Source organism: Amycolatopsis sp. lyj-90, assembly GCF_046549035.1.
GTDB lineage: Bacteria > Actinomycetota > Actinomycetes > Mycobacteriales > Pseudonocardiaceae > Amycolatopsis.
The window spans coordinates 16,073-39,055 of record NZ_JAJPWP010000018.1; the positions used below are offsets into that span (position 1 = coordinate 16,073).

20 protein-coding genes and 1 pseudogene are annotated in these 22,983 nt (G+C 67.5%); 4 read left to right on the top strand and 17 right to left on the bottom strand.

Features of this window, described 5'->3' with window-relative positions:
- Positions 1-2: 2 nt before the first annotated feature.
- Positions 3-1,151, bottom strand: coding sequence for a hypothetical protein (locus ACLJPX_RS43535; RefSeq protein ID WP_410605990.1), 1,149 nt, complete (start codon positions 1,149-1,151; stop codon positions 3-5).
- Positions 1,152-1,450: 299 nt separating this feature from the next.
- On the opposite strand from ACLJPX_RS43535, the gene ACLJPX_RS43540 reads away from it, so the two are divergent.
- The 4 genes from ACLJPX_RS43540 to ACLJPX_RS43555 are packed head-to-tail and all read left to right on the top strand — an operon-like array spanning position 1,451 to position 4,587.
- Entirely contained in the window at positions 1,451-1,873 is a 423-nt protein-coding gene (locus ACLJPX_RS43540) for a hypothetical protein (protein WP_410605991.1), read from the top strand.
- Positions 1,873-2,496, top strand: a complete 624-nt coding sequence (locus ACLJPX_RS43545; protein WP_410605992.1) for a DUF3558 domain-containing protein — start codon at positions 1,873-1,875, stop codon at positions 2,494-2,496. Before ACLJPX_RS43540 ends, ACLJPX_RS43545 begins: the two co-directional genes overlap by 1 nt.
- A complete protein-coding gene (locus ACLJPX_RS43550) occupies positions 2,496-3,806 on the top strand; it encodes a hypothetical protein (protein WP_410605993.1) in 1,311 nt (436 codons plus the stop codon). The genes ACLJPX_RS43545 and ACLJPX_RS43550 overlap by 1 nt, the downstream gene beginning before the upstream one ends.
- Positions 3,807-3,834: 28 nt before the next feature.
- Positions 3,835-4,587: an ESX secretion-associated protein EspG gene (locus ACLJPX_RS43555; RefSeq protein WP_410605994.1), complete on the top strand. Its 753-nt coding sequence runs from the start codon at positions 3,835-3,837 to the stop codon at positions 4,585-4,587.
- Here the strand turns inward: ACLJPX_RS43555 and ACLJPX_RS43560 are convergent.
- The 16 genes and pseudogenes from ACLJPX_RS43560 to ACLJPX_RS43635 form a co-directional block, all read right to left on the bottom strand.
- Positions 4,584-5,413 (bottom strand): annotated as a pseudogene (locus tag ACLJPX_RS43560) (helix-turn-helix domain-containing protein). The gene ACLJPX_RS43555 and the pseudogene ACLJPX_RS43560 overlap by 4 nt on opposite strands.
- 56 nt (positions 5,414-5,469) lie before the next feature.
- Positions 5,470-6,102, bottom strand: a complete 633-nt coding sequence (locus ACLJPX_RS43565; RefSeq protein WP_410605995.1) for a hypothetical protein — start codon at positions 6,100-6,102, stop codon at positions 5,470-5,472.
- A gap of 15 nt (positions 6,103-6,117) precedes the next feature.
- On the bottom strand, positions 6,118-7,737 hold the full coding sequence (locus tag ACLJPX_RS43570) for an alpha/beta hydrolase (protein WP_410605996.1): 1,620 nt from the start codon (positions 7,735-7,737) through the stop codon (positions 6,118-6,120).
- A complete protein-coding gene (locus tag ACLJPX_RS43575) occupies positions 7,737-8,057 on the bottom strand; it encodes a hypothetical protein (protein ID WP_101612057.1) in 321 nt (106 codons plus the stop codon). The genes ACLJPX_RS43570 and ACLJPX_RS43575 overlap by 1 nt, the downstream gene beginning before the upstream one ends.
- Positions 8,058-8,193: 136 nt before the next feature.
- Complete coding sequence (nuoN, locus tag ACLJPX_RS43580; RefSeq protein ID WP_410605997.1) at positions 8,194-9,759, bottom strand: NADH-quinone oxidoreductase subunit NuoN; 1,566 nt, start codon at positions 9,757-9,759, stop codon at positions 8,194-8,196.
- Positions 9,760-9,762: 3 nt separating this feature from the next.
- Positions 9,763-11,352, bottom strand: a complete 1,590-nt coding sequence (locus ACLJPX_RS43585) for an NADH-quinone oxidoreductase subunit M (protein WP_410605998.1) — start codon at positions 11,350-11,352, stop codon at positions 9,763-9,765.
- Positions 11,352-13,250 carry an NADH-quinone oxidoreductase subunit L gene (nuoL, locus tag ACLJPX_RS43590; RefSeq protein WP_410605999.1) on the bottom strand — a complete coding sequence of 633 codons (1,899 nt, stop codon included), beginning with the start codon at positions 13,248-13,250 and terminating at the stop codon, positions 11,352-11,354. The genes ACLJPX_RS43585 and nuoL overlap by 1 nt, the downstream gene beginning before the upstream one ends.
- A 13-nt stretch (positions 13,251-13,263) precedes the next feature.
- On the bottom strand, positions 13,264-13,563 hold the full coding sequence (gene nuoK / locus ACLJPX_RS43595) for an NADH-quinone oxidoreductase subunit NuoK (protein ID WP_101612053.1): 300 nt from the start codon (positions 13,561-13,563) through the stop codon (positions 13,264-13,266).
- On the bottom strand, positions 13,560-14,405 hold the full coding sequence (locus tag ACLJPX_RS43600; protein ID WP_410606000.1) for an NADH-quinone oxidoreductase subunit J: 846 nt from the start codon (positions 14,403-14,405) through the stop codon (positions 13,560-13,562). The genes nuoK and ACLJPX_RS43600 overlap by 4 nt, the downstream gene beginning before the upstream one ends.
- Positions 14,402-14,944, bottom strand: coding sequence for an NADH-quinone oxidoreductase subunit NuoI (gene nuoI / locus ACLJPX_RS43605; RefSeq protein ID WP_101612051.1), 543 nt, complete (start codon positions 14,942-14,944; stop codon positions 14,402-14,404). Before nuoI ends, ACLJPX_RS43600 begins: the two co-directional genes overlap by 4 nt.
- Complete coding sequence (nuoH, locus tag ACLJPX_RS43610; RefSeq protein ID WP_101612050.1) at positions 14,931-16,268, bottom strand: NADH-quinone oxidoreductase subunit NuoH; 1,338 nt, start codon at positions 16,266-16,268, stop codon at positions 14,931-14,933. Before nuoH ends, nuoI begins: the two co-directional genes overlap by 14 nt.
- Positions 16,265-18,736, bottom strand: coding sequence for an NADH-quinone oxidoreductase subunit G (locus ACLJPX_RS43615; RefSeq protein ID WP_410606001.1), 2,472 nt, complete (start codon positions 18,734-18,736; stop codon positions 16,265-16,267). Before ACLJPX_RS43615 ends, nuoH begins: the two co-directional genes overlap by 4 nt.
- A complete protein-coding gene (nuoF, locus tag ACLJPX_RS43620; protein ID WP_101612048.1) occupies positions 18,733-20,013 on the bottom strand; it encodes an NADH-quinone oxidoreductase subunit NuoF in 1,281 nt (426 codons plus the stop codon). Before nuoF ends, ACLJPX_RS43615 begins: the two co-directional genes overlap by 4 nt.
- A complete protein-coding gene (nuoE, locus tag ACLJPX_RS43625; RefSeq protein ID WP_101612047.1) occupies positions 20,013-20,885 on the bottom strand; it encodes an NADH-quinone oxidoreductase subunit NuoE in 873 nt (290 codons plus the stop codon). Before nuoE ends, nuoF begins: the two co-directional genes overlap by 1 nt.
- A complete protein-coding gene (locus ACLJPX_RS43630) occupies positions 20,882-22,222 on the bottom strand; it encodes an NADH-quinone oxidoreductase subunit D (RefSeq protein ID WP_101612046.1) in 1,341 nt (446 codons plus the stop codon). Before ACLJPX_RS43630 ends, nuoE begins: the two co-directional genes overlap by 4 nt.
- Positions 22,219-22,980 (bottom strand): NADH-quinone oxidoreductase subunit C, encoded by a 762-nt coding sequence (locus tag ACLJPX_RS43635; protein WP_410606002.1) that lies wholly within the window; start codon positions 22,978-22,980, stop codon positions 22,219-22,221. The genes ACLJPX_RS43630 and ACLJPX_RS43635 overlap by 4 nt, the downstream gene beginning before the upstream one ends.
- Positions 22,981-22,983: the final 3 nt, after the last annotated feature.

A 22,983-nucleotide genomic window follows, 5' to 3' on the forward strand; every position in this document is an offset into this window, starting at 1 on the left:
CGTCACTTCGGCGCCCGAAAGTGGGTCGCCATCGCCAGTTCCATCACAGCGTGTGCCTTGGCGACGTCCACGGCGGTGACCGTCTTCGACCGATCCCAGTCGTCGATCCCGCGTTCTCGTTCAGGTGTGATCGTCAGCCGGACGTGCCCTACGGCATTCAAGCTCCCCAGCGGCGAAATGTAGAGAGAGAATTCGTGGTCGTCCGTCGAGCGGAACGTGACACCCGGATTGCCGCTGAACGAGGTCTGACGATGGTCCTTGTAGGTCTTGTTCGGATCCGCGAGCCACTGCCCCGGCGCGCCGCCGTTCGCAGTGGCCCCGGTCTCGATCTGGAGCCGGTGCCGCGGTTCGACGAAGTAGCAGGAGCCCGGTGTGGCGATCGGCTCGAAGTCCTGACCGAAGGTCTTCTTGACCGCGTCGCGGAACACCGCGCATTCGACGTTCGGATCGGCCGCCCCGGCGGCGAGGACCAGCTCAGCGCCCGTGGGCACCTGCGCGTCGACGGCCGGGTCGCAGTTCTCGCCTTTGCTGGTGGACACCCAGTCCGCGCAGGCCCCGACGCGGCCACTGTCCTGGCCGTCCGGTGGGTAGACGAGATCGCGGGAGAGCTTCGCGGCGCCAGCGGTGGCGAAATCGCGAAGGAGTCCGCAGTCTTTGCTCCGGCTCTGGAGCCCAAGTTCAAAACCGATCGCGCGCTGAAAGCTGACCGGGACAGTGATCGCGCAGCCGCTGACACCGCCGTCGCGACGGGTTTCGACCTGGTAGGCCTTGACACCACCGAGGTCGACCACGGCGCCGTCGTTCCGGAGCCACGCGTGACTCGGATCCATGTCCTGGACGTAGACGAGGGCTTCGTAGCCGTCGCGGAGGAGCATGCACGTCTTCCTGCCGTCCCTCACCTTGGGTTCGCGCGTGACGGGGCGGGTGTCGCCAGCCTTTCTGCGGTCATAGGCCGCAAGGTCGATCAGGTCGCAGAAATCGAGGGCGGTCAGCGCAGCACCGACAGCCTGTTCGTCACGATCGGTGGGACGCGGTTGTTGCGGGTGCCATTTCGGAAACTGCGGTCGCGGCGGGGGTGTATCCACGGAATCCGTACAAGCCGCTGCCAGGCCGATGAGCACTGCGCCGAGAATCACTCTTCGGAACTTCATTACGCAGAGTATGCGAGGTCAACGTGTCGACTACCAGGTAGAACCCTGTTCTCCGAGGCGCATTCACACGAATGGTTTTCACGGATAGTCACCATGGCTGCTGACGCTATTCAGTGGGGAGCGGGACTTTATGCGGACGGGTTCCCCGCCTCGGGAACCCTGGTAATCTTCCCGGCGTCGGATTACGCAGGGTGCATCGGGGAGACGCGCCTTGTAGCCACGGGAGGGGCACATGACGACGGTGACTTCGGGGCGGGTTCGCCCATTCAGCGGGGATCGATTCGCGGCGGCAGAGGTGCATGGCCGTGTCTGACGAACCACCCGTCTACAAACCCGGCTTCAACCCCGGTTCGATCTGCAAAGCCCCACCGACCGGCGGCACCTACGGGACGCCGGTCGCGGAGGGTGCTGGGTTCAAGTACGACGAGGCGACGCTCCATGAGCTGGTGGCGGAGTGGCATGAACTAGCCAAGGAGTACAAAGTCGATCTGAATCAAGCGGAGTACCTGGCCAAGGCGAAGCCCCCAGGGCAGGAGTACGCCAGTGGGAACAACGCCAACGTCACCCGGAATTCCGGCACAGCCCTCACGAACGCCCTGAATCTGCGCATCGCCTACTGCGAGAACATGGCGAACAAGTACGTGACCGCGCTCGGCAAATACGCCACCGCGGAAGAACACGCCACCGCAGTCATCGATCAACAGCCGAAGGGCATCCTCTGATGCGACGCTCCATACTCCTCATCGGTGCCGCCGCACTAGCGCTCTCCGCGTGCTCACCCCCGACCACCGACGGCACCCCTACGCCCACGAGCGGCGGAGCGAGCCCAAACCCCTCAAGCTCGTCTGATCAGTCGCCCGGTCCAGACGTCCCCAAAGTAGCCACTCCCCTCAACCTGACCCAGGTCAAGCGGACACCCTGCAACGCTCTCACCGAAAAACAGGCGGGAGAACTTCTTGGGTCCGGCGCATCTCCCAAGGAGAGCCTGGACGGCGCAGCAGGGCCTTCTTGCATGTGGTCCATTCCGGCGACCTCTCGCCCGTTGGTCGATGTGATCTTCGGCAGAACCCCAGATGGGGGCACAGCAACTGTCTACAAAGCGAAGGGCGGGGCTTACAAATTTGTCGAACCGCTCGCGCCAGTTGACGGCCACCCCCTGACCGCCTACGGCACGAAAGACGAACGCCCTTCAGGTAAGTGCTCGGTTGCACTGGGGGCGAGCGACACCGAAACTGTCGGCATAGTCGCCGAGCAGTCCGAAGCCAACATCGGCAAGAAGGACCCCTGCGACGCTGCCCGAGAAGCTGCGATCAGAGTCCTGACCACCATCCGCGGAGGCAACTGATGGTCGCCGAAGGACCGCTCACCGCCGCTCAGATCTACGAACAGGTCACCGGCGGCGAAGGCACCGGCTCGCTCTCCGACGCCCAGCAAGGCGCCTACAACCTGACCAAACGGCACCACGAGCGCATGCAACGGATCACGGCGCTCAGCCAGAAGACGGCCGCAGGTTGGCAGGGCGGGGCTAGCAACGCGGCTGTGGACGCGACCAAGCCACTCGTCGAGGCGTCGATGGACGACGCCATGCACCTGGCCCGCGCCCAGAGCGCCATCACCTCGCAGATGGATGCGTTCGGATCGGCGAAGAACTCGGTCAAGCCGGTGCCGCCGGAGCAGCCCCAGCCCACCGCTCAGGACGCGCTCGACCTGATGGCAGGCAAGCCTGTCGGCTACTTCGACAAGCTCAAGGGCTATCAGGCCGACAGCCAGCACAACATCGACACCTTCGCGACCTACCACTCGGCCAGCACTTCGAACGGTGACGAGCTGCCTGCCCAGTACGCCCAGCTCACCGACCCCGGCGGCAGTGTCACCCTGGACGACGGCGGCTCCGGGAAGCCGGCGGCGAAGGGGTTCGGCGACGGTGCGGACGGGCGCGATCCCGGCATCGGCGAGCCCTATCGCGGCACGAGCGGACCGAACGGGCCCAGTGGACCGAACGGGCCGGGTGCCTATGCGCCGGGGCCGGGTCAGGGCGGCCCCGCCGACAGCGGTCCGCAGCCGGGGCAAGGCCCCCAGCCGGGCCAGCGCCAGCAGGATCCGGGCACACAGCACCAGCAGCCCGACGACGGCACACGCGCGAACTCGTACACGCCGCCCCAGACCACGCCGGTCGTACCGCCGGCGGCAAACCTCGACTTCGGGCCCAACGGCAGGCCGCCCACCGGCTACAACCCGCCCGGCACGTTCCTACCTGGGTACGGCCCGTTCGGTCCGGGAACAAGCGGACCGAACGGCCCCGGTCTCGCAGGTCCGGGAACCGGCGGCAAATCGCCCGGTGGACCTGGTGGCGGGTTCCGAGGCGGCACGCCAGGTGGCCCCGGCGGGTCCGGGCAGCCCGGGATGGGCGGCCGAAGCGGTGCCGGGATGCCGGGTGAAGGCGTCGGTGGCCGTGGCACGGCGGGAGCGGCGGGTGCCGCCGGTCGTGGCGGGGCGAACGGGATGCCGATGGCGCCCGGCGCCGGCCGCGGGAAAGGCGAGGAGGACAAGGAGAAGAAGGCTCCGGCGTACCTCCAGAACCCGGATCCGGACGAGACCTTCGGCGGCTACACCGAGAAGCCGACGCCGCCGGTGATCGGCGAGAAGAAGAGCTAGCGCCACAGTTCCCAGGGGAGGGAGACACGTGGTGCTCGCGCGCCCGGTCGAGATCACGCTCGACACCTTGCTGACCGCGTTCCGTCACGCCGGTTGCGGAGATCCGCATCTGATCTTCGCGGGCGGCCTGCGCTACATCCCGCCGTCGTCGCGAAACGGCGAAGACCGGGCGGCGTTCGAGGAGCTCGGCGGGCTCGGGTTCACCGAGGGCAAACGGTTGACCAGCGACTTCGAGGACGTCCTGCACGTACTCGACCGGCCGAACACCGAGTACTACGCGACCGTGCGGACGGAAACCGAGCAGTACGGCGTGCTCGTCGCCGTCCGCGGGCGTGCCGCGGTGACCGCGATCTGCGAAGGAAACCGAGTGTGGCTGAAAGGCGTGCGGACCACCGACCGCGCGGCGGCCCTCGTGATGAACCTGCCCGAGTACCCGCCGGCGCGGTTCGCTCCGTTCTCCTTGCCCCAGGACGACTTCAAGCTCGACGCCGGGAACGACCTCTACGACGAACCCGAGTCACGAAGCCGGGACGCGCGTCGCTTGGACGAGGTCTTCGACCAGCCGTACTTCGGCGTCGGGTTCTTCGCCGCGGCCAAACGCCCTGACGGAGGACGCCGCACCGAGGCCATCGACGGCCTGACGTATCTGGACCTCGACGCCGGACGGGTGGCCATGCACGTGACCGGTTCGCCCCGGAACCGGTACATCACGGTCCTGCCCGGCGAACCCACTTTGCTGGCACAGAAGGTCGCCGCGTTGCGGGCGAGCCTCGACCACTAGCCGGACGGCACCAGGCTCTCGATCAGGCGCACCGATCGTGCCGAATCCAGCGCCACAGCGTTCGCCCGCAGTGTCACCTGCACATAGGGCTCGACATCGGCTGGCCGATGCAGGAAGACACCCGACCGCTGGTGTTCCAGCCGCACCACCGGCGGGCCGTCCGCGAAATCGAGCAGGGCGTAGGCGCCGCTCATCCCCGGGTGGCCACCGACGTCGAAGGGGAACACCCGGAGCTCGACGGACGGCCGTTGCGCCATCGAGACGAGGTGCCGAAGCTGGTTCGCCATGATCCGCGCGCCGCCGATCTGCCGTCGCAAGGCACCCTCATCGAGGTAGGCGATCAGTTCTTCCGGCCCAGCACCTTCTGACGTTCCAGCCGCGCCTCCCCCGACGCTTCGATCTCCGCGGTGGATGCGCCGACAGCGACCAGCGAGGCCCTCGCGTACGAGGGCGTTTGCAGTAAGCAGGGCAATATCGTTGTGCTGCACTCGATGATTCTGGTGGCCTCTTTTTCGTACTGTGCAAGGGTCCTCACCTGATACGACACACCGCTCTGACGAGTTTCGAGCCAGTTCGGCCGGTCGACGTCGTGAGCCATCTCGAGCAGCGTGTCCCGGTGTTCTCCGGTGACTTGGTAGACCGCGAGTAAGGCAGACACCTCTTCGGCTGACGCCGAGCGCACGCCGGTTTCGATCCGGCTCAGCGTCGACTGGGACCACGCCAGTTTGTCGGCCACTTCGGTCATCGCCAGTCTGCTGGCCTTCCGCGCGGCGCGGAGACCCTCGGCAAGTCCTCGAGCCAGCGGCACGGGCTTCGGTTTCGGCATCGCTCCCCTTCTTCAGGCGAGCGACCTTGCCACGTGCACGACGGCAATTCGCCTACTCAATAGGTGTCTTCGTCGGTCCAATCGGTCTGCGCGAAGTCCTCGTCGTCAACGGGCGGACGGGTCTTACGCGGCTTCTGAACCGGCGGTGTCGTGACTGTCTGCGCGACGATTTCCGGCTCCGGTGCGTTTTGAGCCGCAGCTTCGGGAATGGGCGTTCCGTCAGGCCAGACACACGGCGACGAGCCTTTCAGGAACAGCTTGCCCAAGTGATTGGACTGCAACGCCATCCGGAATGAATCCGAGTTACTCTCGAGCCACAAGTACTCATTGGGCGGATTGTTGTCGAGTACGCGGAAATCATGATTTCCCGCCCATGCCTTCACTGCGGTGAAGTACGACGGGATGTTCTCTTTCGGCAGGCCAAGGATTTCGTAGCTTCGGTTCGCGACAACACGTTCAGCCGACCCGCCATCCGTTGGATCAAGACAAGGTCCTCGTTCCTCGGAGTAGGTAAGTTGGTAGCGCGCTTCGGCGGGTAGAGCCTCACGCACTTGGCTCAAGTGATCCTCGATCCTCTGATTGGCTTGTTTGATGGTCATCGTGGGTTTCATATCGCTCCCTCCCGAACCGCAGCCAGCCACCAGAGTGACCACCATCGCGACGGCCGCCCTTGTCATCCAGTACCGCATGATGTCCGATCCTCGTCAGGAAGTGGGCTGCCCGGCGATGATTCGCCCCATGTTGACCAGTGCCTTGTTCTCAATATCCCAGTACTTCGAATGTGAAGCTTCGTCGTAGCCCTCCCAGTAAGACGGTGGCGGCTCGTTCGGCCGTCCCGAGGCGAACACATCCGCACCCTCGAAATGCTGGGGTTCGATCCCATGGATCGGCACCAGCTGGATCGGATCCTTGCGATCCACGGTCGCATGAACGCGGTCCGCAGGCAGGCCGAGTTCCTCCGCCTGATTGACCCCGACACCAGGACTCGCGACGAACACGATGTCGTCGACGGCCAGTCGCTCGTCGCGCGCGGCGTGCCCGATGACGGTCGTGCCATAGCTGTGCCCGATCACCGTATTGTGTGAAGGGGCGCCTTCGTGTGTCGCTCGCAAACCGTCCTGGAAACGGTCCAGGTCTTTCTTCGCGTTGTCGGCGTAGCTCTCACTCATCGCGTTGGGCAGAACATCATCCGGGGCGTCGTACCCAACCCAGGAGATCACGGCGGTCGAGGGCGATCCCGCACCTAGAGCGGCATCGACCATCCGATCCGAGCGGACCATCTCGCCATTGATCCCCGCCAGATCCGCACCCGTCCCAGGAACATACGTCGCGACATTCACCGCCTTGTCCGGATTCCCCGCCGAAATGATCGCCTTGCCGTCCCCGCCGACGTCCAACCCGAGCAAGAACGCCTGCTGCTGCCCCGGCCCCGGATGATCGAGACGGCTTTGGATCGCCCGCAGCCCGTCCAGTTTCGCCGCGATCTCGTCGAGCTTCTCCTTGCCCGGCCAGTCGCCCTGGTTCGGCGTGCGCGGATCGTTCGGGTTGGCGCGCGAAATCTCGGTCGCCTCGCTTTGCAGGCGGTCGATCTCCCGCTGCAGAACGGCACGGTTGGCCGAGTCGCGATCGACCGCCGGGACACCGTCCAGGTTGCGGATCAGGTCCGGCGCGTTCTGCAGCAAGGCGACCTTCGCCGTGTCGGACAGGCTGTCCCACCACGCCTTGTTGTCGCTCGGCGCGCCACCTTCGGGCGGACCGATGATCGACAGTCCGCTTTGCGCGGCACCGACGTCGGCGGCTTGGGCGAGGGTGCCGACGCCCTGTTCGCTGATCTCGCCGCGCATCGCCCTGGTCATGATCGCGGCGAAATCCGCGTCCACGTCCGTTGCCCGGCGCAGAATCTGCTCGACCTTGTCCGCGATCTCCGTTTGAACCCGCTGACGGATCGCCAGCACCTCGGGCGCGAGCGGCGGCTGCCCCGGGACCGGCACCACACAACCGTCACCGATCGTCAGCCCGTGACGATAGGCGAGGTCTTCGGTCTCCCGGACGAACGCGCTGATCCGCTCGAGCGCGATCTGCACTTCATGGGCACCCCGGCGGACGGCCGAGGCCTGCGCGACCAACTGTTCCGCGGTGGTGATCAGCGAGTTTCCCCGCGTCGAGGCGGCGACGGACGCGTCGCCGGTCCAGCCGTCGAACCGCGCCATCGCCTCGACGTCGTCGTTCGCGCCGATGAGCCGGGTGCACCACGCGTTGAGGTCGTCGGCGACCCGCCCCACCGCGGCCGGATCCCATCGCCGGACGTCGGCCCACGTGACCATCAGACCGGCCTCCGCCCACCGCCGGGGGCCATCGGACGCAGGTCGTGGACGGCGGACTGTTCGTTCGACCGGTATCGCGCCGCGGCCTGGTCCAGCTGGGCCGAGTAGGCATCGACGTTCTCGACCCAGGTCGGCACCGCCCGGCCCCAGGCGTCGGCGAGCAGCCTGGCCGCTTCACCGGAGACCCCGCCGGGCAGTCCTGCCGCGACGCCGGTCAATCCCGCCGCGAGATCCGTCGGCCGGACCACCTCGGCCGCGCGCTTCGCCGCACCGGCCGAAGACTCGATCGCCGTCAAGACGACCTCATACCCGCCTGACATCGCACCCCTCCCCAAGCGTGACAACGTGACCACACTATGACGCGCGAAGCGTGCTCGCGGACCCCTCACCGGGCAACTACCCACATACGCGTGAAGGCCCCCTCACAAGAGCGAGGGGGCCTTCACGCGCGAAGAACTACTTGAGGGCGAAGCCGCCCGAGGCCGCCCAGTCGAGGGCGAACGCCGGGATCAGGCCGAGCACCAGCGTGACGATGACGCCGAGCGTGATCGCCGTCGTGGTGAACGCGCCGGGCACGGTGACGGTCGGGCCGTCGGGGGCCGGCTCGGAGAAGTACATCAGCACGATCACCCGCAGGTAGAAGAACGCGGCGACGGCGCTGAAGATCAGGGCGATGACGACCAGCGGCGCCATCCCGTCGGACAGGGCCGCCGAGAACACCACGAACTTGCCGACGAAACCGCTGGTCAGCGGGATACCGGCCAGGGCGAGCAGCAGGAAGGTGAACACGCCCGCCAGTACCGGAGACCGTTTCGCCAAGCCCGCCCACGCGGACAGGTGCGTCGCCTCGCCGTTCGAGTCCCGCACCAGCGAGACGACACCGAACGCGGCGAGCGTGGTGAAGCCGTAGGCCAGCAGGTAGAACAGCGTGCTCGACAGGCCTTCCTCGGTCATCGTGATCGCACCGATGAGCAGGAAGCCGGCGTGCGCGATGGACGAGTAGGCGATCATGCGCTTCACGTCGGTCTGCGTCAGGCCGAGCACCGCGCCGATCAGCATCGAGATGATCGCGACGCCCCAGAGCACGCCGCGCCATTCCCAGCTGGTCGATTCGAACGCCACCGAGAACACCCGCAGGATCCCGCCGAACGCGGCGACCTTGGTGCAGGCGCCCATGAAGGCGGTGACCGGGGTCGGCGCGCCCTGGTAGACGTCCGGGGTCCAGGTGTGGAACGGGCCGACCGAGCCCTTGAACAGCAGGCCGACAGCGAGCAGGCCGAGCCCGGCGAACAGCAGTGTGTCCGAACGGTCCGAACCGGCGGCGGCGTTGGCGATGTCCGACAGCTGCACGGAGTTCGCGTAGCCGTAGAGCAGCGCGAGACCGTAGAGGAAGAACGCCGACGAGAACGCGCCGAGCAGGAAGTACTTGACCGCGGATTCCTGCGAGAGCAGGCGACGCCGCCGCGCCAGACCGCACATCAGGTACAGCGGCAGGCTCAGCACTTCGAGCGCGATGAACATGGTCAGCAGGTCGTTGGCCGCGACGAACGCCATCATGCCGCCGAGCGCGAACAGCGTCAGCGGGAAGACCTCGGTCTGCATGCCGGTGGTGCCGACCTGCGCGCGGTCCTGGACGGTGCCCGGGCGGATACCGGCCTGCGCGACGAACGCGCCGCCCGGTTCGACCGAGCGGTCCGCGATCAGCAGCAGCGCGCCGAGCGCCAGCGCCAGCAGGGTGCCCCACAGGAACAGCGACGGCCGGTCGACGGCGATCGCGCCGCTGAAGGTCGTGACACCGCCCTTCGGCGCGGACGAGCTGGCGTACCAGGCCAGGAAGACACCCGCCGCCCCGATCCCGAGCAGGGAGAGGAAGACCTGCGACGGCCACCGCATGTGCTTGGGCAGGAAGGCTTCGAACAGCACGCTGACACACGCCGCGCCGAGGATGATCAAGATCGGCGTGACGGCGAAGTAGTCGATCGATGGCACCTTCACCGGTGGCGCCTGAGTCAAGAAGAGCACTGTTTACTTGCCTCCCTGCACGGACGACATCGTCGCCTGCACCGACGGGGTGATCGTGTCGAGCACCGGCTTGGGATAGAACCCGAGCGCGATGATCAGCACGACCATCGGCGCCAGGATCGCGATCTCCTTGCCGCCGAGGTCCTTGATGGCCTTGGTCGCGCCCAGTTCGGGCGCGATAGCCGTACTGGTCAAAGCCGGCGATCGATCGCTGGTCGGGGTGGGAGGCCCCGTCGGGGCCGGCGATAACAAAGCGTCACCGCGGACGGGGCCCTGCATGACGCGCTGGTAGAGCCAGAGCACGTACGCCGCGGCCAGCACCATGCCGACCGTCGCGATGATCGTGTACACCGGATAGTCCACAAAGGATCCCAGCAGCACCAGGAACTCACTGATGAAGGAGTTCGTGCCCGGCAGGGACAACGTGGACAGACCGGCGATGAGCAGCATCCCGCCGAGCAGCGGGGTCACCTTCGCCATGCCGCCGTAGTCGGAGATCTTGGTGGATCCGCCGCGCATCACGATGAGCCCGACGACCACGATCAGCATCCCGGTGGCGAGGCTGTGGTTGAGCATGTACGACACCGAGCCGACCATCGCCTGCTCGTTGAAGGTGAAGATGCCCAGCGCGATGAACCCGAAGTGGGCGATCGACACGTAGGCGATGAACCGCTTCATGTCGCGTTGCCCGGCGGCGAGGATCGAGCCGTAGAGGACACCCGCGACGGCGAGCACCAGCACCCACGGCGCGAGTTCCTTGCTGGCCTCAGGGAACATCGGGAGGCAGTAGCGCAGGAACCCGAACGTGCCGACCTTGTCCAGCACGCCGACCAGCAGGACCGCGACGCCGATGGGCGCCTGGCCCGCGGCGTCCGGCAGCCAGGTGTGGAACGGCACCAAAGGGGCCTTGATCGCGAACGCCAGGAAGAACCCGAGGAACAGCCAGATCTGGGTGCCCGTCGGCGCGTCGCGGACGACCGTGACGAGCGTTTCCCAGTCGAAGGTGCCCTTGCCGAGTTCGTCCGAAGCCATCGAGTACGCCCCGATGGCCGAGGCCAGCATGATCAGGCCGCCGAGGAACGAGTACAGGAAGAACTTGACCGCCGCGTACTGCCGGTTCGCGCCGCCGTAGCCGCCGATCAGGAAGTACATCGGGATCAGCATGATCTCGAACAGCACGTAGAACAGGAAGACGTCGGTCGCGGCGAACACCGCGATGGTCAGCGACTGCTGCACCAGGATCAGCGAGAGGTACCCGCCCGCCGAGCGCCCGGCCGGGAGCTTGTCGGTCAGGCCGAGCGAGCCGACCACGATCGGCACCAGCAGCCCGATGACCGCGATCATCACCAGCGCGATGCCGTCGATGCCGAACGAGATGTGGATGCCGAAGTTCGGGATCCAGTCCATCGAGGACTTCTGCTGGATCCGGTCCCCCGTCGGCGAGTAGCTCGCCCACAGCGGGATCACCAGCAGGAACGTCAGGATGGACACCCCGAGCGCGGTGAGCGTCGCCAGGCGATCGTTCTTCTTCAACCCCGCCACGACCGCCGCGCCTACCAGCGGCACCAGGATGGTTGCCAGGAGCCAAGTCATCAGGAGAACCTCACCAGCAGGAGTGCCGCCAGAAGCAGGAATGTGCCGCCCAGCATGGACAGTGCGTACGAGCGGACGAAGCCGGTCTGCAGGCGGCGCAGGCGCCCGGATCCGCCGCCGAGCGCGGCGGCGAGGCCGTTGACCGCGCCGTCGACCCCGCGGTTGTCCACGTAGACCAGCGCGCGGGCGAGCCAGGTGCCCGGGCGGGCGACCAGCGTCTCGTTCAGGGTGTTGCCGTAGAGGTCGTTGCGCGCGGCCTTGACCACGGCGGAGACCCGTTCGGGGCGTTCCACCGGAACGTCCTTGCGACCGACGAAGAGCCACGCGGCCACCGCACCGAGCACGGACAGCGCCACGGTGAGGAACGGGACCAGCAGGTGCGGGATGACACTGTGGCCACCCTCTTCGAGCGGGCCGACCACCGGCGAGAGCCATTCGGCGAACCGGTCGCCCAGCGCGAAGAACGCACCGGCGCCGATCGAACCGACGGCCAGGATGATCATCGGCCACTTCATCACCGCTGGGGACTCGTGCGGGTGGAAGTCGCGGCCGTCGCTGGACTTGATCTCCTTCCAGCGTTCCTTGCCGAAGAAGGTCATCACCATCAGGCGCGTCATGTAGAACGCGGTGAGCCCGGCGCCGAGCAGTGCCGCGCCACCCATCACCCAGCCGCGCCAGCCGCCCTGGGACAGGGCCGCTTCGATGATCGCGTCCTTGGTGAAGAAGCCGGAAAGCGGCGGGATGCCGATCAGGGCGAGGTAGCCGAGGGCGAAGGTCCAGAAGGTGACCGGCAGGTGCTTGCGCAGCCCGCCGAACTTCCGCATGTTGACCTCGTCGTTCATGGCGTGCATGACCGAACCGGCCCCGAGGAACAGCCCGGCCTTGAAGAAACCGTGCGCCACCAGGTGCATGATGCCGAGCGCGTAGGCGATCGGCCCGAGGCCGACGGCGAGCATCATGTAGCCGATCTGGCTGACCGTGGAGTACGCCAGGACCTTCTTGATGTCGTCGTAGGCGCAGCCGATGATGCACCCGATCAGCAGCGTGACCGTACCGACGAGGGTGACGATCAGGCGGCCGTCCGGAGTGGCGTTGAAGATCTCGTGCGCGCGGGCGACCAGGTAGACGCCGGCGGTGACCATCGTCGCCGCGTGGATGAGGGCCGAGACCGGGGTCGGGCCCTCCATCGCGTCGGGAAGCCAGGCCTGCAGCGGGAACTGACCGGATTTACCGCAGGCGCCCAGCAGCAGCAGGATCGCGATCGCGGTGACCGCGCCGGTCGGGATCTGGCCGACGGCGCCGAAGACCTCGGCGTAGCCGGTGCTCCCGACGTACTTGAACATCAGGAAGATCGCCAGCGCGAGCCCGACGTCCCCGACGCGGTTCATCAGGAACGCCTTCTTCGCCGCGGTGGCCGCGGACGGGCGGTCCTGGTACCAGCCGATGAGCAGGTACGACGCGAGGCCGACACCTTCCCAGCCGAGGTACAGCGTCACGAAGCTGTTGCCCAGCACCAGGATCAGCATCGAGGCGACGAACAGGTTGAGGTACGCGAAGAACCTCGACCGGTCGCGGTCCTCGGACATGTAGCCGATCGAGTAGAAGTGGATCAGCATGCCGACGCCGGTGATCAGCAGGACGAAGGTCAGCGAAAGCGCGTCGATCCGGAGTCCGAAGTCGACCTGCAGCGCCGAGACCGGGATCCACGAGAACAGCTTGACGTCCGCGATGTTCTTCGTGTCGGCCGTGAAGAAGAGGATCAGGCCGTACACAAAGGACAGTGAGACGGTCGCGCTGCCGAGGAGGTGCCCCCAGGGACGAGCGCGTTTACCGGCCAGCAGGAGAACAAGGGCGCCGAGGGCAGGGAAGGCCACCAGCAGCCACGATGATGCGGTCACTTTCGGTGCTCCCTCAGTACTTCAGCAGGTTGGTGTCGTCGACCGAGGCCGAGCGCCGGGTGCGGAAGATCGCCATGATGATCGCCAGCCCCACCACGACCTCCGCGGCGGCGACGACCATCACGAAGAACGCCATCACCTGACCGTCGAGTCCGCCGTTGATCCGGGCGAACGTGACCAGGGACAGGTTCGCCGCGTTCAGCATCAGCTCGATGCACATGAACACGACGATCGCGTTGCGGCGCACCAGAACCCCGACAGCGCCGATGGTGAACAGCAGCGCGGACAGGAGCAGGTAGTACGTCGGGGTCATTCCTCGTCCCCTTCTTTCTTGCCGACGAGCGCGTGGGCGTCCGGGCCCGGTTCCGCACCGGACACCTGCTTGCGCTCGTCCTCCAGTCGCGAGGCCGAGGTCGACTCGATGATGTCCGAGAGCGACTCCGGGGCGATCGAGCCGTCCGGCAGCAGGGCCGGGGTGGCGATCGAGTTGGCCGTCGCGAAGACACCCGGGCCGGGCAGCGGCGAAGGCCTGTCGTGCTTTCCGGTAAACCGGTCGACGACGAGTTCCTTCTGCGACTTCTTGCCGCCCTTGGCGTGCCGGTCGGTGAAGGCGAGCACCATCGCGCCGAGCGCGGCGGTGATCAGCAGTGCCGACGTGAGCTCGAACGGGAACAGGTACTTGGTGAAGATGAGCCGTCCCAGCCCACCGGGGCCACCGCCGTCGACGTTCGCCGGGTCGAGCGGCAGCGCCGGGGTGACGTTGGCCAGCGAACGGGCGAGACCCGCCGCGAGCAGGCCGCCGACGCCGATGCCGAGCAGGGTCGCCATGACCCGTTGCCCGCGCAGGACTTCGACCACCGAGTCGGAACTCTCCCGGCCGACCATCATCAGCACGAACAGGAACAGCATCATGATCGCGCCGGTGTAGACGATGATCTGCGTGAAGCCGAGGAACGGCGCCTGCTGGATCATGTACAGCGCGCCGAGGCACAGCATCGTGAGCACCAGCCACAGCGCCGAGTGCACGGCGTTGCGGGAGAAGATCATGCCGAGCCCGCCGAGCAGCGCGAGCGGGCCGAGCACCCAGAACGCGATGGTCTCGCCGGTGGTGATCCCGGCCGAAACGTCGGTCTGGGCGAGGAAGGCCGTGATCACTTGGCGGCCTCCGTGCTCTCGACTGGCTTGGGGCGCGCAAGTTCCGGGCCGTTGACGTAGTAGTCCTGCTCGTTCTCGCCGAGCCTCATCGGGTGCGGCGGCTGCTCCATACCCGGCAGCAGCGGCGCGAGGAGGTCTTCCTTGGTGTAGATCAACCGCTGCCGGTCGTCGTCGGCCAGCTCGTAGAAGTTGATCATCGTCAGGGACCGGGTCGGGCAGGCCTCGACGCACAACCCGCAGCCGATGCAGCGCAGGTAGTTGATCTGGTAGTCGGCGCCGTACCGCTCACCGGGCGAGAAGCGTGCCTCTTCGGTGTTGTCGCCGCCTTCGACGAAGATCGCGTCCGCCGGGCAGGCCCACGCGCACAGCTCGCAGCCGACGCATTTCTCCAGCCCGTCCGGATGCCGGTTGAGCTGGTGCCTGCCGTGATAGCGCGGAGCGGCGGGGGCGCCGGCCTCCGGGTACTCCTCGGTGGCGACCTTCTTGAACATCATCCCGAAGGTGACACCGAAACCCTTGATGGGATCAAACATCCCCATCGCCGGCCTCCCTTCCACTGGAAACCGCCGCGGGCTTGCGCTTGGCCGCCCGGGCTTCGGCCTTCTCTAGGGCCTTCTGACGCGGAGTCTTGTCCGGAACCTGGAGGTCGAGCGGCGGCACCGGGAACCCGCCGCCGGTCACCGGGACGTAGTCGTCGTCCGGGACCTTCTTGTCCGGCAGCAGCAGGCTCAGGATGACGACGACGAGAATGAGCGCGCCGCCGCCGATGAGGATCTGCGGTGTGGAGAGCCCGCCCGAGTTCTTGATCGCGCGGACCGAGACGATCACCACGATCCAGACCAGGTTGACCGGGACCAGGACCTTCCAGCCCAGCCGCATGAACTGGTCGTACCGCAGCCGCGGCAGCGTGCCGCGCAGCCAGATGAAGCCGAACAGCAGGATGAACAGCTTCGCGGTGAACCACAGCAGCGGGAGCCAGCCCTGGTTGAGCGCGTGCTCGGCGCCGACGAACGGGAACTTCCAGCCACCGAGGAACAACGTGGTCGCGAACGCCGAAACGATCACCATGTTGACGTACTCGGCGAGGAAGAACATCGCGAACTTCATCGAGCTGTACTCGGTGTGGAAACCGCCGACCAGCTCGGATTCGGCCTCGGGGAGGTCGAACGGCGCACGGTTGGTCTCACCGACCATGGAGATCAGGTAGATCACGAAACTCGGCAGCAGCAGGTAGAAGTACCAGCCGGTCTGCTGCGATTCGACGATCTGCGAGGTCGACATCGAACCCGCGTAGAGGATGACGCCCACGATGGACAGGCCCATCGCGATCTCGTACGAGATCACCTGCGCGGCCGAGCGGAGCCCGCCGAGCAGCGGATACGGGGAACCGGAAGACCAGCCGGCCAGCACGAGGCCGTACACGCCGATCGAGGAGCAGGCCAGGATCACCAGCACGCCGACCGGCAGGTCGACCAGCTGGAGCGTGGTCCTCTCACCGAAGATCGAAACCACCGGGCCGAACGGGATCGCCGCCAGCGCGATCAGCGCGGGCACCGCGGAGATCACCGGCGCGAGGAAGTACACCTTGCGGTCGGCGGTGTCCGGGATGATCTGTTCCTTGAACGGCAGCTTGATCGCGTCCGCGAGGGACTGCAGGTAGCCGCCGGGCCCGACCCGGTTGGGGCCGGGGCGGTTCTGCATCCGGCCGACGGCCTTGCGCTCCCAGACGATCAGGAAGATCGTCAGGATCGGGCCGATCAGCAGGATGACGACCGTCTTGATCAGGATCAGCCACAACGGGTCGTCCGCCAGCAGCGCCGCCCGTTCGGCGGCGTCCGGCATCTGGGTGAGCAACGGAGTCACTTCTCACCTCCGGTGAGGGTGACGGCCGAGCCGTGTCCGGCCGCGAGCGCGGCGCGGACGGCTGAGCCGTCGGAGTTGCCCGGGAGCCACACGACGCCGTCCGGCAGGTCCGCGACCTCGATCGGCAGCGTGATGGAGCCGCGTTCGGTGGAGACCTTCACGGTGCCGCCCAAGCCTTCGGCGGTCTTCGCCGAGAGCTTCGCGACGACCTCGCGCTGCGTGCCCTTGAGGTGCGGCTCGTCGTCCTGCAGCGAACCGTTGTCGATCAGCTGACGCCAGGTGGCCAGCAGGACCTTGCCGTTCCCCGCGATCGAGGCCGCCGCGGCGGCGATCGGCTCGAAGGTCGTGGGCTCGGTCTTGCCCTGCAGCTTGGCCAGATCGGCGGCGGAAGCGGCCGGGGTCTGGGTGAAGATGTCCGCGTCCATCTCGACGGCGAGGGTGTCGAGCACCCGGCAGTCCGGCAGGGCGCCGGTGCCTTCGAGGGTGACCGCGAACTCGCGGCGGCGGCCTTCCCAGTTCAGGTAGCTGCCCGCCTTCTCGACCGCCGGGGCGATCGGGAGGACGACGTCCGCGTGCTCGGTGACCGCGCTGTGCCGCAGTTCCAGGCTCACCACGAACTTCGCGTTCTCGAGGGCGCGACGGGCCAGATCCGGGTCCGCCAGGTCGTCCGGGTCGACGCCGCCGACGAGCAGGCCGTCGAGGTCGTGCCCGGAAGCGGCCTTGAGGATCGCGGTGGTGTCGCGGCCCGCGGTGGCGGGAAGCGTGACGCCCCAGGCCTTTTCGACCTCGGCGCGAGCCGAGGCGTCGGTGACCGGACGGCCGCCGGGAAGCAGCGTCGGCGTCGCGCCCGCCGCCAGGGCACCGCGCTCACCCGCACGACGCGGGATCCACGCGAGCCGGGCGCCGGTGCGCTCCACCAGCCGGTGCAGGGCCGAGAACAGGCCGGGGACCTCGGCGGCACGCTCGCCGACGAGGATCACGGATCCTTCGGCCGTCAGCGCCGCGTCGACGTCCTGCGCGTGCTGCGCGATGCCGTCGAGTGCGGCGGCTTCGCTGCCCGGCGCGCAGGCCAGCAGCTCACCGAAGGTCTTGCGGACCGAGGAGGTGGTCCACTGTCCCAAGTGGACGACGCGGGTGCGGTTCTTGCGAGCCGCCTTGCGCAGCCGCAGGAACACGATCGGCGCCTCGTCCTCCGGCTCGAACGCCACGCACAGCACCGTGCGCGCCCGCTCGATCTCGCCGAAGGTGACGCCGCTTTCCGGCGTCGTCCCGACCACGTGCGACGCGAGGAAGTTCAGTTCCTCGGCCGAATGCGGACGGGAGCGGAAGTCGATGTCGTTGGTGCCCAAGGCGATCCGCGCGAACTTCGAGTACGCGTAGGCGTCCTCGACGGTCAGGCGGCCACCGGTCAGCACCGCGGCGCCCTTGCCGTCCCGCGCCTCGGTGAGCCCGGCGGCGGCCGCGCGCAGCGCGTCGGTCCAGGAAGCCTCTTCCAGGACACCGTCGGCGTTGCGGACCAGCGGACGGCGGATGCGGTCGTCGGCGGAGGCGTAACGGAAGGCGAACCGGCCCTTGTCGCAGAGCCACTCTTCGTTGACCTCGGGGTCGTCGCCCGCGAGCTTCCGCATGACCTTGCCGCGGCGGAAGTCGGTCCGCTCGGCGCAGCCGGACGAGCAGTGCTCGCACACGCTCGGCGCGGACACCAGGTCGAACGGCCGCGAACGGAACCGGTACGCGGCCGACGTCAGCGCGCCGACCGGGCAGATCTGGATGACATTGCCGGAGAAGTACGACTGGAACGGCTGGCCAGACGTCGTCCGGGAAGCCAGGTCCAGCACGTCGGCCGTCTCGGCCGTGCCGATCTGCTGGTGGGCGCCGCGTTCGAGGAGCTCGATGAACGGGTCACCGGCGATCTCGCGGGAGAACCGGGTGCAGCGCTGGCAGAGCACGCAGCGCTCCCGGTCCAGGAGCACCTGCGAGGAGATCGGCAGCGGCTTCGCGAACGTCCGCTTCGTGTCGACGAAGCGGGATTCCGCGCGGCCGTGCGCGAGCGCCTGGTTCTGCAGCGGGCACTCGCCGCCCTTGTCGCAGATCGGGCAGTCCAGCGGGTGGTTGATGAGCAGCAGCTCCATCACACCCTGCTGGGCCTTGTCCGCGACGGCCGAGGTCAGCTGGGTCTTCACGACCATGCCGTCGGCGACCGTCATGGTGCACGAGGCCTGCGGCTTCGGCATCGGACGGCCACCCATTTCGACCTCGACGAGGCACTGGCGACAGGCGCCGGCCGGGTCGAGCAGCGGGTGGTCGCAGAAGCGCGGGATGACCGTGCCGAGCCGTTCGGCGGTGCGGATCAGCAGCTCGCCCTTGGGCGCGATGACCGTTTCACCGTCGATGACCAGCTTGACGTGGCCTTCGGGAACCGGAATGTCCTCTGTGGACGTTTCGGGCTTGTCGGGTGCGATCGTCATGCCTGCGCCCCCACCAGTTCGCGCTTGTTTGCATTACACAGAGCCAGGAATTCATCCCGGAAGTACTTGATCCCGCTCTGGATCGGCGAGACCGCGCCGTCACCGAGGGCGCAGAACGACCGGCCGAGGATGTTGTCGCAGACGTCGAGGAGGGTGTCGATGTCCTCTTCGGTGCCCTTGCCCTCGACCATGCGCTCCAGGATCTGCGCCAGCCAGTACGTGCCCTCGCGGCACGGCGTGCACTTGCCGCAGGACTCGTGCTCGTAGAACTGCGTCCACTTCATCACGGCCCACGGCACGGAAACGGTCTCGTTGAAGACCTGAACGGCCGTCGTGCCCAGCATCGACCCGGCTTCCGCCGCGCCTTCGAAGTCCAGCGGAACATCGAGGTGTTCCTTGGTGAACATCGGCGTGGACGAACCACCCGGCGTCCAGAACTTCAGCGGGACGCCGTCCTTCATGCCGCCCGCCATGTCGAGCAGCTCGCGCAGCGTGGTGCCGAGCGGGCATTCGTACTGGCCGGGATTCTCGACGTGGCCGGAGATCGAGTAGATCTTCGGGCCGGGCGACTTCTCGCGGCCCATCTGGCGGAACCAGTCGGACCCGCCGTTGATGATGTACGGCGCGCTGGCGATGGTCTCGACGTTGTTCACCGTGGTCGGCGCGGCGTAGAGACCCGCGGCGGCCGGGAACGGCGGCTTGAGCCGCGGCTGGCCACGACGGCCTTCCAGCGAGTCCAGCAGCGCCGTCTCCTCGCCGCAGATGTACGCCCCGGCGCCCGCGTGCACGGTGATGTCCAGGCCGAATCCGGAGTCGAGGATGTTCGGGCCGAGGTAGCCCGCTTCGTACGCCTCGCGCACGGCCGCGTTGAGACGGCGGATGCAGTGCAGCGCCTCGCCGCGGACGTAGATGAAGCAGTGGTGCGAGCGCATCGCGTACGAGGCGATGATGCAGCCCTCGATCAGCGAGTGCGGGTCCGCCATCATCAGCGGGATGTCCTTGCAGGTCCCCGGCTCGCCCTCGTCGGCGTTGATCACCAGGTAGTGCGGCTTGTCCTCGTTCGGAGGCATGAAGGACCACTTGATGCCGGCCGGGAAGCCCGCGCCGCCACGGCCGCGGAGGCCGGAGTCCTTGACCAGCTGGACGATCTGCTCGGGAGTGCCCTTGAGCGCCTTGCGGATCGCGGTATAGCCCTCGAGGGCTTCGTAGGACTGGATCGTCCAGGAGTTGGGCGAAAGCCAGCGCTTCGTGAGGACCGGAGTGATGGGGTCTGCCATTACTTCTTCTCCACTTCAGGGAGCGCTACGTCCTTCATGGCGGGCGCCGTCCAGCCGCGGTCCTGCGCGACCTGCGCGCCCCGCAGGGTTTCGACGGCCTGCGAAGGACCGTCGACGTCCGTGCGGTACTGCTGCGCGTCGTCGGGGAAGAACCCGGCGAGCTGCAGCTCGGCGCCCTTGAAGCTGCTCAGCGGCGCGCCGCGCGTCGGGGCGGGCTTCTTGCCCGCCTGCAACGCGTCGACCAGCGCGACGGCCTTGTCCTCGGTCTGGTTGTCGAAGTACTCGTAGTTGACCTGGATGACCGGGGCGAGGTCGCAGGCCGCGAGGCATTCGGCGTGTTCGAGGGTGATCGAGCCGGGCTCGTTCGGCGTGCCCGCGGTCTCGTTGTGCCCCAGCGGCTTCTCCTCGGAACCGAGGTGCGTCTGGAGCTTCTTGTAGATCGCGTCGCCGCCCATGGCCGCGCAAAGGGTGTTGGTGCAGACGCTCACCAGGTGCTCGCCGCACGGGCGGCGCTTGTACATGGTGTAGAACGTCGCGACCGCGCTGACCTCGGCGTCGGACAGGTCCAGCTGCGCGGCGCAGAAGGCGATGCCCTCCTGGCTCACGTAACCCTGCACCGACTGCACGAGGTGCAGCAGCGGCAGCAGCGCCGAGCGCGACTGCGGGTAGCGCGAGATCAGGTTCTGCGCCCTGGCGTAGGTGTCGGCGTCGAAGATGTCTTCGAGCTTCGCGTTCTCCAGGATCCCCTCCGCCTCGGCGGGATCCGGCGCGATCGCGATCACGTCGACGTCACCACCGGCGGCGACATGGGTCTGCTCGGCGAAACTGGTGCCGGGCTCGGGCGTCGGTGTCGTTCCGGGCTGGGTGCTCAACGGTCCACTCCCCCCATGACGGGGTCGATCGAGGCGATGGCGGCGATGACGTCAGCCACCAGGCCGCCTTCGGCCATCGCGGGCATCGACTGCAGGTTCACGAAACTCGGTTCGCGCACGTGGACCCGCAGCGGCCGGGTGCCGCCGTCAGACACGAGGTGCACGCCGAGCTCGCCACGCGGCGATTCCACGGTCGTGTACGACTGGCCTGCCGGGACCTTGAAGCCCTCGGTGACCAGCTTGAAGTGGTGGATCAGCGATTCCATCGACTGGCCCATGATCTTGCGGACGTGCTCGAGCGAGTTGCCCAGGCCGTCGCTGCCGAGCGAGAGCTGCGCGGGCCAGGCGACCTTCTTGTCCTCGACCATGACCGGGCCCGGCTCGAGCTTCTTCAGGCACTGCTTGATGATCCGCAGGCTCTGGTGCATCTCCTCGACGCGGATCAGGTACCGCGCCCAGCAGTCCGCGTCGGTCGAGGTCGGGATGTCGAACTCGAACTCGTCGTAGCGGGAGTACGGCTCGGTCTTGCGCAGGTCCCACGGGAGACCGGCGCTGCGCAGCACCGGGCCGGTGACACCGAGCGCGAGGCACGCGTCCACCGGCAGGTAGCCGACGCCCTTGAGCCGGTTGCGCCAGATCGGCTGACCGGTGAAGAGCTTGTCGTACAAGGGAAGCCGCTCGTCCATCGTCTTGACGAACGCGCTGACGACCTCTTGGTAGTCGTCCGGCATGTCCTGCGCGAGGCCGCCGGGGCGGATGAACGCGTGGTTCATCCGGAGACCGGTGAGGTGCTCCAGCAGGTGCAGGACCTCTTCGCGCTCACGGAAGCCGAGCGTCATCGCGGTGGTGGCGCCGAGCTCCATGCCGCCGGTGGCGATGTAGACCAGGTGCGAACCGATGCGGTTGATCTCCAGCAGCATCACGCGCAGCAGCTCGGCACGGCGCGGGGCCTGGATACCGAGCAGCTTCTCGACGCCGAGGCAGTACGCGAGTTCGGTGGAGAGCGGCGCGAGGTAGTCCATGCGCGTCACGAAGGTGACGCCCTGGGTCCACGTGCGGTACTCGCAGTTCTTCTCGATCCCGGTGTGCAGGTAGCCGATGACCGAGCGGAGCTGGGTGACGGTCTCGCCCTCCATCTCCAGCACGAGCCGGAGCACGCCGTGCGTCGACGGGTGCTGCGGGCCCATGTTGATGACCATGCGCTCGTCGTGGCGGGAGTCCTCGATGACGTCTTCCCAGTCACCGCCGGAGACGGTGTAGACGCGACCTTCGGTGGTGTCCCGGGAATCGGCCTCGGGGACTTCCGTTGCTTCTGCTGCGTTCTCGCTGATGCTCACGAGTACGACCTCCGCTGGTCCGGCGGCGGGATCTCCGCGCCCTTGTATTCGACCGGGATCCCGCCGAGCGGGTAGTCCTTGCGCTGGGGGTGGCCGTCCCAGTCGTCCGGCATGAGGATGCGGGTCAGGGCCGGGTGACCGTCGTAGACGATGCCGAACATGTCCCAGGTCTCCCGCTCCTGCCAGTCGGCGGTCGGGTAGAGCCCGACCAGCGACGGGACATGCGGGTCCTCGATGTCGAGGGTGACCTCGATGCGGATGCGGCGCCGGTAGGTCATCGACGTGAAGTGGTAGACCGAGTGCAGCCGCTGCGGGACGTCGACGCCGTAGTCCACGCCGGAAACCGAGCTGAGCAGCTCGAACCGGAGACCGGTGTCGTCGCGCAGGGTCCGCGCGATCTCGACGAGGTGCTCGCGGGCGACGTAGAAGGTGATCTCGCCGCGGTCGACCGTGGTCTGCAGGACCGCGCTCGCCGGAACCTTGTTGTCCGCCAAGGCCGCGTAGAACTCGTCGGCGAACTCGTCGAACCAGCCGCCGTACGGGCGCTCCGCCGGGGGCGGGTTGTACGCGGGGAGACGGACGCCGCCGTAGCCGGAGGTGTCACCGGTGCCGTGCACGCCGAACATGCCCTGGCGCTCTTTACCGGTGACGACCGGTTCGGCCGGACGGACGCCTCGCGGCTCCAAGCCGCCTTCGGGCCGGTCGGCGCTGGACTGCTCGCCGCCGGTCTCCGGGGTTTCGGGGGTCTCTTCAGGCACGTC